Raw genomic sequence first — 15,007 nt, 5'->3', positions numbered from 1 at the left:
GGCTGGGCTTCGGAACGGAGCAGGGGGAAGGGTCGGCGCCGGCGCCGACATCTCTGTGATCCTGGCGGCGCCGGGCTGGCGCGCCGCCGTGAAGCGGCCCGAGGCGCTGGCGCGCCGGGCCGCGGAGGCCGCCTTGCGCGAAGCGGGCGCGTCCGGCGTGGTGACCGTGCTGCTGGCCGACGACCGCGCGGTGAAGCGGCTGAACGGGCAGCACCGCGCCAAGGCCAAGCCGACCAATGTCCTTTCCTTTCCGGCGGATGTCCCGGGCATGCTCGGCGATGTCGCGCTCGCGCTCGGCGTGGTGCGGCGGGAAGCCCGCCAGGCCGGCCGGCGCACCGCCGCGCACCTGGCGCATCTGGTCGCGCATGGCGCGCTGCACCTGGCCGGGCACGACCACCTTGCCGCGGGCGAGGCGCGCCGGATGGAGCGCGCCGAAGCCCGCGTGATGCGGCGCCTCGGCCTGCCCAACCCTTGGCGGGGGGCGACGTGAGCGACACCTCGAACCGACCTGGGTTATTCTGGAAGCTCCAGGCGCTGCTCCGCCGCAAGGAGGCGGAATCCGTCCGCGACCGCGTCGAGGAACTGATCGAGCGCGGGGAGGACACGCCCGGCGGCGCGGGGGAAGCGCCCTCGACCAGCGACCTCGGCCCGCATGAGCGCGCCCTGCTTTCCAACGTGCTGCGCCTGCAGGGCACGACCGCCTACGACGTGATGGTGCCGCGCGCCGACATCATGGCGATGCCGGAGACCTTCACGCTCGAGCAGGCGATCGGCCTGATCCAGCGCGACGGTCACAGCCGCTACCCGGTCTATCGCGAAAGCCTCGACGACATCGCGGGCATGGTCCACATCAAGGACGTGTTCGCGTCGGTCGGGCGGACCGGGCCCTTCGACATCACCTCCATCCTGCGCAAGCCGCTTTTCGTCGTGCCGTCGATCCCGGTGCTCGACCTGCTGCTGCAGATGCGCCAGTCGCGCGTCCACATGGCGCTGGTGGTGGACGAGTACGGCGGCATCGACGGGCTCATCACCATCGAGGACCTGGTCGAGACGATCGTCGGCGACATCAGCGACGAGCATGACGAGGACGCGACGCCGCAGATCACGGAGCGCCCGGACGGCACGATCGAGCTGGACGCGCGCGCGACGGTCGAGGCCTTCGAGGCGAAGCTCGGCCGGGTGCTGACGGATGAGGAACGCGCGGCCGACATCGACACGGTGGGCGGGCTGGTCTTCACCCTGGCCGGACGCGTGCCGGCGAAGGGGGAGCTCGTCTCCCACCCCTCGGGGCTCGAGTTCCGCATCCTGGAGGCGGACCCGCGGAAGATCCGCCGGCTGCGCGTGAAGCGGCCGGGGGCGCAGCCGCAGAAGGCCGCCGCCGAATAGCGCGGCCGGCGCGGTTGAGCACGGGCGCGGTTCGGGGCATGCATCCCCGCGCCCCTCCGACCCTTCCATCACCTCCGGCACGACAGGACCGCTGCGCATGTGGGACAGGCTGCTCCGGCATCTCGGCTCGCGGCACGGATGGCGCCTGTGGGTGACGGCGGCGGGGCTCGGCGCCCTTGCGGCGCTCGCCCTGCCGCCGGTGCATGCGGTGCCGGTGCTGCTGGTCGCGATCCCGGGGCTGCTCGTCATGCTGGGCGCGGCGGAGACGGCGCGGCGGGCCTTCTGGATCGGCTTCGCCTGGGGCTGGGGGCATTTCGCCGCCGGCCTCTATTGGGTGACGCATGCGATCCTGACCGAGGCGGAGCGCTTCTGGTGGCTGGTGCCGGTCGCCGTGCCGGCGCTGGCGCTGCCGCTCGCGCTGTTCGTGGCCGCGCCGGCGGTGCTGGCCTGGAAGGCGCGGGCCGGCTGGCCGCGCGTGCTGGTCTTCGCCGGTGCCTGGGTGCTGTTCGAGCTGCTGCGCGGCTGGGCCTTCACCGGCTTCCCCTGGAACCTGCTCGGCACCGTCTGGGCCTTCGCGGCGCTGCCGATCCAGGCGGCCTCCCTGGCCGGGGTGCATGGGCTGTCGCTGGCCACGGCGCTGGTGGCGGCGACGCCGCTGCTCGGCCGGCGGGCGATGGTGGGGGGTGCCGCGGCGCTGGCGGCCTTCGCCCTGTTCGGGCTGGCGCGGCTGTGGCCGGCGGAACCGCCGCCCCAGCCCGTGGGCATCCTGATCGTGCAGGGCAATGTGGCGCAGGAGCTGAAATGGCGGGAGGAACAGCGCATCCCGATCCTGCGGCGCTACATAGAAGGGACGCGGGAAGCCGCGGTCGCCGCGCTGCGGGAACTGCCCGAGGACCACGGGCTGGTCGTGATCTGGCCGGAATCCGCCGTGCCCTTCCTGCTCGCCGACGATCCGGAGGTGCGGCGGCTGGTCGCCGGCGCCCTGCCGCAGCGGGCGATGCTGCTGGCCGGGACGGTGCGGGCGGAATTCGGGGAGGATCGCCGCGCGCGGCGGGTCTTCAACAGCCTGGTGGCGATCGACCCTGCGGGCGATGTGCGCGGGATCGCAGACAAGGTCCACCTGGTGCCCTTCGGTGAGTACATGCCGCTGTCGGGGCTGCTGCCGATCCGGCTGGTGCAGGGGGGGATGGATTTCACCGCCGGGACGGACCGGCGGACGGTGGCGGCGGGGTGGGTTCCCCCCTTCGGCGCCCTGGTCTGCTACGAGGTGATTTTTCCCGCTATGGTTGTGCCGTCCGAACGGCCGGCCTGGCTGGTTAACGTAACGAATGACGCCTGGTTCGGAATCTCGGCGGGCCCCTGGCAGCATCTGGCGGCGGCCCGGTTGCGTGCGGTGGAGGAAGGACTGCCACTGGCGCGTGCGGCGCAGACCGGCATCTCGGCCGTATTCGATGCGCGCGGGCGGGAAGTTGCACGGACGGGGCTAGGAGAGACGGGGGTTTTGATGGCGCCCTTGCCCGCGACGCGGGAATCGACTCTTTTTTCGCGGACGGGCCTGATACTGGCAGCGAGTCTTTCCTTCTTCGTTTTCGCTTTTGGGTGGTGGCTGGGCCGGCGGTGATCCGATCCGGTGCGTAACATTAACTAAACTCAACCGATCGTGTCGGTCTAAAAATACGAGATTGAGAAAAAGAGTTGACGAAAAGTGAATGCCGCCCTAATTGTGCGACAGGGGCGAGGGGGTACTTCGATCGCCGCTACAGCGGCGGGAGGCGGCGGTGGTGTTGAAATTCGCGGAGGGTCGGATGTCGAGTGACGAGACGATGGAGCGCGTGGAGCGTGAACACCGCGCCAGCCCCATTGATGTGCATGTCGGCACCCGTGTCCGCCTGCGCCGCACTCTTCTCGGCATGAGCCAGGAGAAGCTGGGCGAGGCGCTCGGCCTCACCTTCCAGCAGATCCAGAAGTACGAGCGCGGCGTGAACCGCATCGGCGCCAGCCGGCTCTTCGACCTGGCCCGCGTGCTGGACGTGCCGATCGGCTTCTTCTTCGACGACATGCCCCCCGAGATGGGCGGCGCCGGCGGGACCCGCTCGCGCTCCTCCGGCTTCGGCTTCGCCGAGGGTCAGGAAGGCTTCGAGGACGACACGCTGCATCGCCGCGAGACGCTCGAACTGGTGCGCGCCTACTACCGCATCACCGACCCGTCGGTCCGCAAGCGCGTGTTCGACCTGATCAAGACGCTGTCGCCGACGGAGTAACGCCCCCGATCCCGAGGTGACCTGCGCGGGCGCCGCGCGGCGATGGGCCATGCCCGCGCCGTGCGGCGTCCCTTCGCGTTTGGTCGCCCGGCGGGCCTGCGCCGCCCCGGGGCGCGGGCACCCTCGCCCGGCCGCGCCGCGCGGCCCGCGCGACCATCCCGGGCGCCCCGATCCCGCCCCGCCCATGCCCGCCGAACGCGCGTACCGTCTCGCCAGGCCCGCACCCGCGCCTGGGATCGGCACGGGGCCGGCGCTGTTCCTTGCCGATTGGTTAACGCGCCCGGGGCGCCTGGGGCTTCATTAAAGTTCCGTAACGCAACCGGAAGGATATGGCGCCCGAGGCCGCGCCACTGACATGGTCGTTTGTTATTTTTAAGCAACGATCATGGCCTTCATCCTCGGCACCGCCGGCAGCGACACGATCACCCCCGCGCTGAACAGCGCGGGCGGCCTTCCCGCGACCGCGGGCGACGACATCATCGCGGGCGATCCGCAGCCGACCGACGCGGGCCGCGACCTGCTCGACGGCGGCGGCGGGGCGGACGTGCTCGAGGGCCTGGGCGGCAACGACACGCTGCTCGGCGGCACGGGGCGGGATGCGCTCGCGGGCTCGGACGGGGATGATTCCCTGTCCGGCGGCGCCGACGCCGATTTCCTGGAAGGGAATGCGGGGCAGGACACGCTCGCGGGCGGCGCCGGCGCGGACACCTTCTACCCGGCCAATGACGGGCTCGGCAGCACCGTCGCCCAGCCGGACCTCGTCACGGATTTCTCCCGCGCCGAAGGCGACGTGATCTCGCTGCTCGACGGACTCGACGCGACCGGCGCGCTGGCGCTGGCCTGGCGGGGGGTGCTCGGCTTCAACGTCGCCTCCCTGCCGATCGGAGCCAGCCTGCCGATCGCGAGCGGTCCCGAGACACCGGTCTACTGGCTCACGCGCAGCGCCGGCGGCGGCCTCAATGGCGGCTGGGTCTTCGCGGATCTCAACCGCGACGGCGATCTCGACGCGACCGACTTCGCCCTTCTCGTCCTGCCGCAGGGCGGCGGGGCGCTCACCCTCGCGCCGGAGGATTTTCTCCCCGGCACCTTCGTCAATTCGGGAGGACCGACCATGGCCACGATCCTGGGCACGAGCGGCAATGACAGCATCGGCACGAGCGGCGTCTCGTCCGGCGTGACCGGGGGTACGCCGAGCGGGCTCGCGGATTCGATCCTGGGCGGGGGCGGCAACGACACGCTGGACGGCGCGGGCGGCGACGACACGATGTTCGGCGAGGCCGGCAACGACCGGATCTTCGGCTTCACCGGCAATGACCGGATCGATGCGGGCATCGGCAACGATCACATCCGGCCCGGCACGGGCGACGACGTCATCCTCGGCGGCGCCGATTTCGACACGCTCGACTACACGGACCTGTCCGGGCCGCTTTCCGTCATCGTCGATGTCGGCACGATCTCGCGCGAGAACCTGCTGACCGTCTCCGGCGCCGTCGCCGGCGCGGACCTCGCGACCGGGATCGAGCAGATCAACGCGACGATCGGCAACGACACGATCACGGTCAACAACGTCAATACGGACGACTTCCTGTTCTACGTGCGCGGCAATGCCGGCAACGACAGCATGGTGGGCCCGTCCGGGCTGAACCGCGGCCTCATGCTCGACTACTTCTACGACACCGCGACGCAGGGCGTTTCGGTGAACCTCGGCACCGGGCGCGCGAGCGACGGGCTCTTCACGCCCTTCGCGGGCGCCGGCGGCGGCATCGACAGTTTCTCAAGCTTCAACGCCGTGCGCGGCGGCATCGCGAACGACACGCTGATCGGCGGCACCACGAACGACCGCTTCCGCGGCATGCACGGGTCGAATTCGATCGATGGCGGCGTCGGCAACGACCAGGCCGACTACACGGGCAACATCGGCAACGTGACGGTCGACCTCGTGCTGGGGCGCGGCTTCCACCAGATGGGCGGCACCGACACGCTGACCTCGATCGAGGAGATCCGCGGCAGCAACGGCGCCGACAGCATCCTCGGCAGCGGCGTGGGCAACCGCATCGGTGGAAATGCCGGCAACGACACGATCGCGGGCGGCGGCGGGATCGATACGATCGACTACGGCAACAGCGTCAATGGCATCTCGCTCAGCCTCGCCCTCGGCACCGGCACCGACGGCTTCTCGGGCTCCGACAGCGTCACCGGCTTCGAATACGTCGTCGGCGGCCGCGGCAGCGACATCGTCACGGGCACGTCCGGCGCGGAGACGCTCGACGGCGGCGACGGCAACGACCAGCTGAACGGCGCGGCCGGCAGCGACCTCATCCTCGGCGGAATCGGCTTCGACACGGTGTTCTACGCCGGCGGGCACGCCGCCATCACCGCGACCGTCGTCTACAACGGGGCGAGCGGCCACAGCGCGACCGTCACCTCGGCCATGGGCGTCGACACGCTGCGCGACTTCGAGGCGATCAACGGCAGCATCAACGGCGACAGCATCACGATCCAGTCGGTCGACGTCGTCTCGGGCTTCCAGGCGCGCGGCTTCGGCGGCAACGACACCATCATCGGCATGGCGGACCGCAACTTCTCGATCTTCGCCGACTACTTCAACCCGGACGTGACGAGCGGCGTTTCGGTGGACCTCGCGACCGGTGTCGCGACCGACGGCTATGGCGGGACGGACCGGCTGGTCAACATCGGCACGGTGCGCGGCACCACGCTGGGCGATACGCTGCTCGGAACCTCGGGCAATGAACGCTTCCGCGGCCGCGCCGGCAACGACCTGCTCGACGGACGCGGCGGCGAGGGCGACGTCGTCGACTACGCGCAATCCACCGCGGCGGTCAGCGTCAACCTCGTCACGCAGCGGGCGCAGGACGGCGAGGGCGGCAGCGACACCGTCATCGGCTTCGAGGAGGTGCGCGCCAGCACCGGCGCCGACACCATCATCGGCTCCGCCGCCAACGAGGTGTTCCAGCCCTACAACGGCAATGACAGCATCGATGGCGGCGCGGGCCAGGACCGCGTCGTCTACGGCTTCACCGGGGGCAACGTCCCCTCCCCCACCGGCGCGGTCACGGTGAACCTCGTCACCGGCATCGCGCAGGATGGCTGGGGCGGGACGGACACGCTCTCCTCCATCGAGCGCGTCACCGGCACGGCCTTCAACGATTCCATGCTCGGGGGCGCGGAGGGCAACCGCTTCCGCGGCCAGGCCGGCAACGACACGCTCGATGGCGGGCTCGGCGGCGACTTCGCCGAGTACAGCAACGCGACCGCGGGCGCGACGGTGGACCTCACCGCCGGGACCGCAAGCGACGGCCAGGGTGGCACGGACCGGCTGATCTCCATCGAGAACGTCATCGGCAGCGGCCTCGCCGACCGGCTCACCGGCGTCGCGCAGCTCGGCCGATCCACCAGCAACCTCCGCGGCGGGGCCGGCAACGACACGCTCATCGGCATCGCCGGGGAATTCGTCCGCGCCGACTATGCCGACCAGACAACGGGGCTATCGATCAGCCTCGCCACCGGCACGGCGAATGACGGGCGCGGCGGCACCGATACGCTGATCAACATCCGCGGTCTCGCCATGTTCGGCGACCACGCCGACACGTTGATCGGCACCGCCAACGCCGAATGGTTCACGCCGAGCGACGGCGCAGACAGCGTGAACGCCGGCGGCGGGCTCGACATCATCGGCTATGGCGCGAACGCCTCCGGCGGCGTCTCGGTCAACCTCGCCATCGGCCGCGCGCGCGACGTGGGCGGGGACATCGACACCATCCTCGGCATCGAGGGCGTCTCGGCCGCCTTCGGCGCCGACACCATCATCGGCAGCGCCTTCGCCAACCTGATCAACCCCGGCGCGGGCGCGGATTCGGTCAATGCGCTGGGCGGGGAGGACACGGTCTCCTACAGCCTCGGCTTCTCCCCCGGCGGCATCCAGTACGACGCGGACGCGGACGGCAACCGCCTGCCCGTCCAGGGCATCACCATCGACCTGCTGACCGGCCGCGCGACCGATTTCGGCGGCGCGACCGACACCATCCTCGGCTTCGAGCACGCGACCGGCGGCACGCGCGACGACATCATCCGCGGCAGCACGCTGGGCAACGCGCTGCGGGGCGAGGAAGGCAACGACACGCTGGAAGGCCGCGCCGGCAACGACACGCTGGATGGCGGGGCGGGCACCGACCGACTGGTCGGCAGCATCGGCGACGACACCTACGTCATCGACGCGACGGCGGACGTGATCTTCGAGGCGCTGAACCAGGGCATCGACACGGTGCGCACCATCCGCGCCGCCTTCGTGCTGCCGCTGAACGTCGAGGCGGTGGTCGGCACCAGCGCGACCGCGCACAACTTCACCGGCAACACGCTCGACAACCTCCTCGTCGGCAATGTCGGCGCCGACACGCTGAACGGCGCCGCGGGCAACGACACGCTCGACGGCGGCGCGGGGGTCGACCGGCTGCTGGGCAGCATCGGCGACGACGAATACCGCGTCACCCCGGGCGACGTGGTGGTCGAGGCGCTGAACCAGGGCACCGACATCGTCGTCGCCCTGACCGGCGCGGCGTACGTCCTCGGCCTGAACCTCGAGAACCTGATCCTGGAAGGCGCCACCCTGCTGAACGGCACCGGCAACACGCTGGCCAACGCCATCGAGGGCAACAGCAACGCGAACATCCTCAGCGGCCTCGGCGCCGACGACGACCTCGCCGGCAATGGCGGCAACGACACGCTGATCGGCGGCGCGGGGGCGGATACGCTGCTCGGCGGCGTCGGGCTCGACCATTTCCGCTTCACGCTCACGGCCGATTCGACGCTCGCCGCGCCGGACCTCGTCAGCGACTTCACCGCGGGCCAGGACCTCATCGACCTCAGCCTGATCGACGCCAATGGCGGCATCCTGGGCAACCAGGCCTTCGCCTTTATCGGCGCGGCGGCCTTCTCGGGCGCGGGGCAGCTGCGGGCGGTGTCCGTCGGCGGGACGCTGTACGCCGTGGAGGGCGACGTGGATGGCGGCGGCGCCGATTTCCGCATCCTCGTGACCAGCGCGACGGGGCCGGTGGATGGCTGGTTCATCAAGTAGCGGCCATCGCGCGCGGCGCGCGGGGGGTCCGGCCTTCGCGCGCCCGCCCTGGCCTTGCGCGATGAGCAAGGGCTGCGTCTTCGTCGGGTAAGTCGCCCGCCTTCGCGGCGCGCTTCCTTCCCGCCACGGCGCGACCTCCTGGCGGCGCGCGGCCGGCCTTCAGCCCGCGACCATCGCCTCCACCGCCGCGCGATCGGGCGTCGCGCCGTCCCGCGCCCGCAGCGCGCCCGCGGCCGCCGCGAAGCGCATCGCGCGCGCCACCGGCATCCCCTCGGCGATCGCCAGCGCATAGGCGCCGTGGAAGACGTCGCCGGCGCCGGTGGTGTTCGTCGCCTCCACCGAAAAAGCGGGGGTGCGCGTGGCGCCGTCATCGCCGGCGGCCATCCACAGCACGCCGCGTTCGCCCTGCGTCACGGCCGCGACGCGCACGGGGCCGGAGGCCAGCGCCTGGCGCAGCCCTTCCTCCGGCGCGCGGCCGGGGGCGTAGTTGGCCAGGCCCGGCACCGAGAAGACCGCGTGGTCGATGCGCGGCACCAGGTCCACCAGGAGGCGCGTCTCGCTGCGTTCGCCGTCGAGCACCACCGGCACGCCGGCCGCGCGCGCCGCCGCCGCCGCGGCCGCGACGCCTTCTGGCCAGCGCGGGTCGCAGCACAGCGCGCCGGCTTCCCCGATGCGCGCCAGCGGCAGCCAGTCGGGATCGGTGCCGAGCCCGCTGCCGCGGAAGCTGACGATGGTGCGTTCGCCCCGCGGGTCCACCAGCACCGCGCCCACCGGCGTGCGCCCGCCGGGGACGTGCCGCAGGCCGGAGACATCCACCTGTTCGGCCGCCAGCGCCTCGGCCAGGGGTTCGCCGTTCAGGTCTTCCCCCACCCGGCCCCAGAAGGCGGCGCGGCCGCCCAGGCGGACCACGGCGATGGCCGCATTGGCCGCCATGCCGCCGGGGCCGATGGTGTAGGACCGCGCGGCGATCTTCGCCGGGGGCTGGGGGATGTCCTCGACGCGGAAGGTGTGGTCCATGACCACGTTGCCGAGGCAGATGACGAGCGGAGGGGACGCCATGATGCGACGCAGCATTCCACGCCGCGCCCCGCCGCGCCAGGAATTGCCGCCGGCGATCGCCGCGCGCCTGCTGCTGCTGCGCGAGGATGCGCTGGTGCTCGACAAGCCGGCGGGGCTGCCCGTGCATCGCGGCCCGCGCGGCGGCGCCTCGCTCGAGGATTGGCTCGAGGCGCTGCGCATGGGCAAGCGCCACCTGCCGCAGCCGGCGCATCGGCTGGATACCGACACGGCGGGCTGCCTGGTGCTGGGGCGGACAAAGCCGGCGCTCGCGGCGCTCGGCGCGATCTTCGCCGGGGGCCAGGCGGACAAGACCTATTGGGCGGTGGTGCGCGGCGGGCCGGAGGCGGCGGAAGGGCGCATCGACGCGCCGCTGCGCAAGGTCAGCAGCGCCGCGCGCGGCTGGCGGATGGAGGTGCACGCGGAAGGCCAGGCTGCCGCGACGCGCTGGCGCGTGCGCGGCCGCGCGGCGGGCATGACGTGGCTGGAGCTGTCGCCCGAGACGGGCCGCACGCACCAGCTGCGCGTGCATTGCGCCGCGATGGGCTGGCCGATCCTGGGGGACCCGATCTACGGCACGGCGACGCCGGAGGGCCTGCAACTGCTGGCGCGCGCGATCGCCCTGCCGCTCGACCCGCCGCTTGCCGCCAAGGCCCCGCCGCCCGCGCATATGCGCACCACCCTGGCCGCCTGCGGCTGGCGCGCCGAGACAGACGCGCCGCCGTGAAGTCTACGCAGACGGATCGAGGCCAAGCCTCGATCCGCGAGCGCGAAGCGCGACCGCGCCCAGACCATCAGTCGCCCCCGGCGCGACAGTCCACGGCGCGAAGGCAAGGGCCGCGGATGCGGCCCGCCCGCCGTCTGAGGGACGCACCAAGACTCCGCCCGCCGTCTGAGGGTCAAACCAAAGTCATCGCGATCCGCGAGCGCGAAGCGCGACCGCGCCCAGACCACCAGCCGCCCCCGGCGCGACAGTCCACGGCGCGAAGGCAAGGGCCGCGGATGCGGCCCGCCCGCCGTCTGAGGGACGCACCAAGACTCCGCCCGCCGTCTGAGGGTCAAACCAAAGCCATCACGATCCGCGAGCGCGAAGCGCGACCGCGCCCAGACCGTCAGCCGCCCCCGGCGAGACAGCCCACGGCGCGAAGGCAAGGCCCGCGGATGCGGGCCGCCCGCCGTCTGAGGGTCAAATCAAACGAGACTCGTCGCCCGCTCCACGCCCATGCAGTGATGCTGCGACGACAGGCTGACGGACAGTGCGATGTCGCGGCCCATGCGCTCGACGCTCTTCTCCGCGCTGCGCGGCAGCGGGATCATCAGCGCGCGGCAGAGCATCAGCAGGGCCGAGAGCAATTCCTCCCGCGCGAAGGCGCGGACCAGGCGGCGCCCGTCCGGCAGGCGCGCGACCAGCGTCGCGGTCAGGTCGCCCGCGGCGCTTTCGTGCAGCGCGACCTGCCCGGCCGCGGCATGGCCGCCCGGCACGCCGGTCAGCTGCACGAGCACCGGCACGATTTCCTCGGGGCTGAACAGGATGCTGCGGAATTCCCGTGGCATCGCGACCTCCGCTATCGGATGCGGAGCCTCGCATGCATGGGCTTCAAGCGAGGTTAACGGCCCGGCGCCCAGGCCATGTCGGGATCGAGCGGCCAGATCGGCCGCGGCACCTGCCGCCAGGGCACGCGCGCCAGCACCACCGTGGTCAGCCCCGGCACGTCCACTTCCAGGATACGGTCGGCGGGGAAGCGCTCGTCGAAGCCGGCGCGGAAATGGCCGCGGGACTTCACGACCAGGCAGCGCACGGTGGCAAGGTCGATGCCGAGCGCCTCCAGCATCGCCGGCTCGCACAATTGCCGCCGGTTCGACGCGACGGCGACGCGCAAGCCCCCGATGCCGAGCAGCGCGGAGGGGCCGAGGTCGACCTCCCGCCCCGCATAGATGCCGCGCCGGCCGGTGATGCGCCCGTCCGACAGCGCGAGCACGCGCGCCTCGGCCTCGAAGGGGTGGGAATGGGTGTGGGTCTCGGCGCGGTTGAACAGCGCCGAGAAGCGCGCGCCGGGGCCGAGCAGATGCGCCTCGGCGGCCAGTTCCGGGTCGTAGAACATGCCGAGCACGGCGCCGGAGATGCCCGCCTTGTGCAGCGCTTCCAGGATCCAGACCGTGTTGCCGCGCCCGCCGCCGCCGGGATTGTCGGCGACATCGGCCAGCAGCAGCGGGCGCGACCCCGGTTCCTCGGTGGCTTCGCGCGCGCGGCGCACGGCTTCGGCCAGCGGCGTCAGGCTCGCCACCCAGCGCCCGCGGGAGGACCAGACGAAGCGCGCCACGTCATCCGCCACCGCCTGCGCGCGTTCGGCGTCGGTGCGCGCGGTGACGATCACCGACAGCCCGTTCTTGGGCGTATCCCCCAGCGAGAAGCCCGAGATGACCGAGACGTTCATCACCTCATGGTCCAGGAAGCGCTGGCCGAAGGCGATGGCGTCGGCATAGGGGCCGTCGTCGGTGTTCTGGCTGGTGGCGGGCGGGATCATCGGCAGCTTGGCGAAGCCGGCGCGCGGCCGCATCCCGCCCAGCATGGCGCGCATCGCGGCGGCGGCTTCCGCGCCGCGCTCGGCCATGTCGACATGCGGGTTGGTGCGGAAGCCGACCAGCACATCGGCCTGGTCCACCATGGTGCGGGACACGTTGGCGTGCAGGTCGAGCGTCGCGACGACCGGCACGTCGGGCCCGACGATGGCGCGCACGCGGGCGAGCAGCAGCCCGTCGGGGTCGACATCCACCGTCGCCGTCGCCGCGCCGTGCAGGGACAGGAACACGCCGTCGACCGGCATGGCCGCCCGCAGCCCGTCCTCGATCCGCGCCAGGATGTCGTCGAACAGCTCCTGCTCGACCGGGCCGGCCGCGCCGGCGGCGGCGGCCAGCAGCGGCAGCGGCCGCCAGGCGCGCCCGCCATCCATGGCGCGGATGAAGCCGGTCAGCGCGGTGGGGGCGCGCGGGGCGGGGCGGGCGAGGTCCGCGGCGAGCGCCGCGCCCTCGAGCCAGCAGGAAGCCTCGAACTCCGCGCGGCCGGCGGGCGGGGCGTGGCCGTTGCTCTCCAGCATGAAGGCGGCGAGCGCGATGCGCGGCGGGGCGGCGGCCATGCGGGGCTTATTCCTCGGCCCGCGCCGGCGGGGGCTGGGCGGGGTGGCGCTCCTCGGAGCGTTCGATCACCAGCTTCTGGTGCGGATAGGGGATCTCGATGCCGAGCTCCTCGAAGCGCTTCTTGATCCGCCGGTTCATCTCGCGCGCCACGGCCCAGCGCTGGGACGGCTCCGTCTTGAGCCGCACGCGGATCACCACGCCGGAATCCGCCAGGCGTTCCACGCCCATGATGTCGAGGTCGTCGCGGATCGCGGCGCGCCACTTCGCGTCCTCCCGCATCCCGGCGGCGACGCCGCGCATCGCCTCGGCGACGAGGTCCGTGTCCTCCCGGTAGTCGACGCTGATGTCGAGCACGGCGAAGGCGAAGTCGCGCGTCTGGTTGGTCACGGTGGTGACGGCGGAGAAGGGGATGATGTGCAGGCTGCCGTCGACAGCGCGCAGCTTGATCGAGCGGATGGACAATTGCTCGACCACGCCCGACAGCCCGCCCACCTGCACCACGTCGCCCACCGCGAGCGCATCCTCGAACAGCAGGAAGATGCCGGTGATGATGTCGCGCACCAGGGTCTGGGAGCCGAAGCCGACCGCGATGCCGACCACGCCGGCGCCGGCGATCAGCGGGGCGACGTTCACGCCGATCTCGGTGAGGATGATGAACGCGACGACGATCACGATGGTGATCATCAGCGCGGTGCGCAGCATGGGCAGCAGCGTGCGCACCCGCGCGCTGCGCGCCGCCTTGGCGTCGCGCGACAGGCTCGCCAGATGGCGCTGGATCGCGGCGTTCGCCGCTTCCCACGCCGCCATGCCGGCCAGGATGGTGAAGCCCATGGACAGCAGCGACCCCACCAGCCGGTTGCCGAGCTTGCCCTGGCCGAACCAGGCGAAGGCGTCGAGCCCCCAGGCCTCCAGCAGGAACAGCAGCGTCATCACGCCGATGAAGCCCGAGAAGATGCCCTTGAGGATCGGCAAATAGCGGTTCGCCCGCGTCTCCAGCCCCGGATAGCGGCGGGCGAGGTCGGGGCTGATGCGGAAGGCGCGGGCAAGGCCCCGCCGCATGGCGATGTCGGCGAGCCGCGCGCCGACCAGCACCATCAGCGTGATGCCGGACACGCGGATCAGCCGCCAGAAGCCGCCATCGACCTCCAGCGCCCAGACGCCCCAGGCGGCGATCAGCCAGGCGATGGCGAAGAAGTGCCAGGTCTCCGCCGCCCGGTCGCGCACCGCGCGCAGCACGCGGCGGGACCCTTCGGCGACCTCGCCTTCCTTCAGCGTGGGCGCGCGCAGCACGGCCGAGACATGCGTGCGGTTCTGCAGGATGACGATGACGAGGAACAGCGTCGCGAGCAGCAGCGAGACGCGCAGGATGGAATCGTAGGCCGACCAGGGCAGGCCGAACTGCAGCCCCGCCTCGGCTACCGCGAAGCCGATGACCAGCACGACGGTGATGCGCCGCAGCCAGACCGTGATGTAGGCCGCCGTCTCGTCCGCCACCGGCAGCAGCCGCAGCATGGGCGAGGCGGGCGAGAGCGCCATGCGCGAGACCACCATGACGGCGCGCGACGCCATGTAGGCGTTGTTGACCGTCAGCATCACCAGCTCGGTCGTCGGCAGCGGCCCGACCGCGCCGATCAGCCCGTAGGAGACGACGGCGAAGGCGGCGATCGGCACGAGGTCGAGCCCCAGCCGCGCGACGACGAGCGGGATGCGCCGCAGCAGGGAGATCGCGCCGCCATCCTCCGGCGCGCGGGAATCGAGCCGGTCGCGCGCGCGCGCCAGCAGCCGCGCCACGCCCCATTCGGCCATCAGGCCGAGCCCGATGACGAGCAGCAGCTTCCACGCCGCGTCGATCACCCGGAACTGCGTGACCGGGTCGCGCGCGACGCCGGACAGCCAGCGCACGACCGAAGGCAGGTCCGCGATCGCCTGCGCCGCCGTGACCAGCTGGTCCGACAGCGCGGCAAGCCGCTGGGAGGCGCCGGTCAGCAGCTGCGCCCCGAGCGTGTTGGGCGCGAGGATGGCCGGCTCCTCGGCCGCCGGCGCGGCGGGCTGCGCGGCGGGCGCGGGCGCGGCGGCG

10 protein-coding genes are annotated in these 15,007 nt (G+C 72.2%); 6 read left to right on the top strand and 4 right to left on the bottom strand.

Annotated features, from left to right (window positions below; genetic code table 11):
* The first annotated feature begins 55 nt into the window (after positions 1-55).
* From ybeY to J5Y09_RS20720, 5 genes are all read left to right on the top strand, one after another.
* Positions 56-490 (top strand): rRNA maturation RNase YbeY, encoded by a 435-nt coding sequence (gene ybeY, locus J5Y09_RS20740; RefSeq protein WP_342451522.1) that lies wholly within the window; start codon positions 56-58, stop codon positions 488-490.
* On the top strand, positions 487-1,386 hold the full coding sequence (locus J5Y09_RS20735; RefSeq protein ID WP_342451521.1) for a hemolysin family protein: 900 nt from the start codon (positions 487-489) through the stop codon (positions 1,384-1,386). The genes ybeY and J5Y09_RS20735 overlap by 4 nt, the downstream gene beginning before the upstream one ends.
* A gap of 97 nt (positions 1,387-1,483) precedes the next feature.
* Positions 1,484-3,007, top strand: coding sequence for an apolipoprotein N-acyltransferase (gene lnt / locus J5Y09_RS20730; protein WP_209353768.1), 1,524 nt, complete (start codon positions 1,484-1,486; stop codon positions 3,005-3,007).
* A 184-nt stretch (positions 3,008-3,191) separates the two neighbouring features.
* Positions 3,192-3,647, top strand: a complete 456-nt coding sequence (locus J5Y09_RS20725; protein ID WP_209353767.1) for a helix-turn-helix domain-containing protein — start codon at positions 3,192-3,194, stop codon at positions 3,645-3,647.
* 385 nt (positions 3,648-4,032) lie between these two features.
* Positions 4,033-8,739 carry a beta strand repeat-containing protein gene (locus J5Y09_RS20720; RefSeq protein ID WP_209353766.1) on the top strand — a complete coding sequence of 1,569 codons (4,707 nt, stop codon included), beginning with the start codon at positions 4,033-4,035 and terminating at the stop codon, positions 8,737-8,739.
* A 159-nt stretch (positions 8,740-8,898) separates the two neighbouring features.
* On the opposite strand, the gene J5Y09_RS20715 is transcribed toward J5Y09_RS20720, so the two are convergent.
* On the bottom strand, positions 8,899-9,813 hold the full coding sequence (locus J5Y09_RS20715) for a PfkB family carbohydrate kinase (protein WP_209353765.1): 915 nt from the start codon (positions 9,811-9,813) through the stop codon (positions 8,899-8,901).
* Between J5Y09_RS20715 and J5Y09_RS20710 the strand changes: the two genes are divergently transcribed.
* Positions 9,800-10,522, top strand: a complete 723-nt coding sequence (locus J5Y09_RS20710) for an RluA family pseudouridine synthase (RefSeq protein WP_209353803.1) — start codon at positions 9,800-9,802, stop codon at positions 10,520-10,522. The genes J5Y09_RS20715 and J5Y09_RS20710 overlap by 14 nt on opposite strands.
* Before the next feature lie 464 nt (positions 10,523-10,986).
* Here the strand turns inward: J5Y09_RS20710 and J5Y09_RS20705 are convergent, their stop codons facing one another.
* The 3 genes from J5Y09_RS20705 to J5Y09_RS20695 form a co-directional block, all read right to left on the bottom strand.
* Positions 10,987-11,349: a hypothetical protein gene (locus J5Y09_RS20705; RefSeq protein WP_209353764.1), complete on the bottom strand. Its 363-nt coding sequence runs from the start codon at positions 11,347-11,349 to the stop codon at positions 10,987-10,989.
* Between the two features lie 53 nt (positions 11,350-11,402).
* Positions 11,403-12,929 (bottom strand): M81 family metallopeptidase, encoded by a 1,527-nt coding sequence (locus J5Y09_RS20700; RefSeq protein ID WP_209353763.1) that lies wholly within the window; start codon positions 12,927-12,929, stop codon positions 11,403-11,405.
* Positions 12,930-12,936: 7 nt separating this feature from the next.
* Positions 12,937-15,007, bottom strand: a 2,071-nt coding sequence (locus J5Y09_RS20695; protein ID WP_209353762.1) for a mechanosensitive ion channel domain-containing protein, incomplete at its 5' end; no start/stop codon positions are given.

Origin of the sequence: Roseomonas nitratireducens (assembly GCF_017813355.1) — a bacterium.
Taxonomy (GTDB): domain Bacteria; phylum Pseudomonadota; class Alphaproteobacteria; order Acetobacterales; family Acetobacteraceae; genus Neoroseomonas; species Neoroseomonas nitratireducens.
The sequence above is the reverse complement of the archived record's forward strand: the minus strand, read 5'-3'. Positions and strand labels throughout refer to the sequence as shown.

Excerpts from the sequence above, each read along its gene's own strand:
- J5Y09_RS20710 (WP_209353803.1), top strand. The coding sequence starts at position 9,800 with ATGCGACGCAGCATTCCACGCCGCGCCCCGCCGCGCCAGGAATTGCCG.
- J5Y09_RS20700 (WP_209353763.1), bottom strand. The coding sequence starts at position 12,929 with ATGGCCGCCGCCCCGCCGCGCATCGCGCTCGCCGCCTTCATGCTGGAG.
- lnt (WP_209353768.1), top strand. The coding sequence starts at position 1,484 with ATGTGGGACAGGCTGCTCCGGCATCTCGGCTCGCGGCACGGATGGCGC.
- J5Y09_RS20715 (WP_209353765.1), bottom strand. The coding sequence starts at position 9,813 with ATGCTGCGTCGCATCATGGCGTCCCCTCCGCTCGTCATCTGCCTCGGC.
- J5Y09_RS20705 (WP_209353764.1), bottom strand. The coding sequence starts at position 11,349 with ATGCCACGGGAATTCCGCAGCATCCTGTTCAGCCCCGAGGAAATCGTG.
- J5Y09_RS20725 (WP_209353767.1), top strand. The coding sequence starts at position 3,192 with ATGTCGAGTGACGAGACGATGGAGCGCGTGGAGCGTGAACACCGCGCC.
- J5Y09_RS20720 (WP_209353766.1), top strand. The coding sequence starts at position 4,033 with ATGGCCTTCATCCTCGGCACCGCCGGCAGCGACACGATCACCCCCGCG.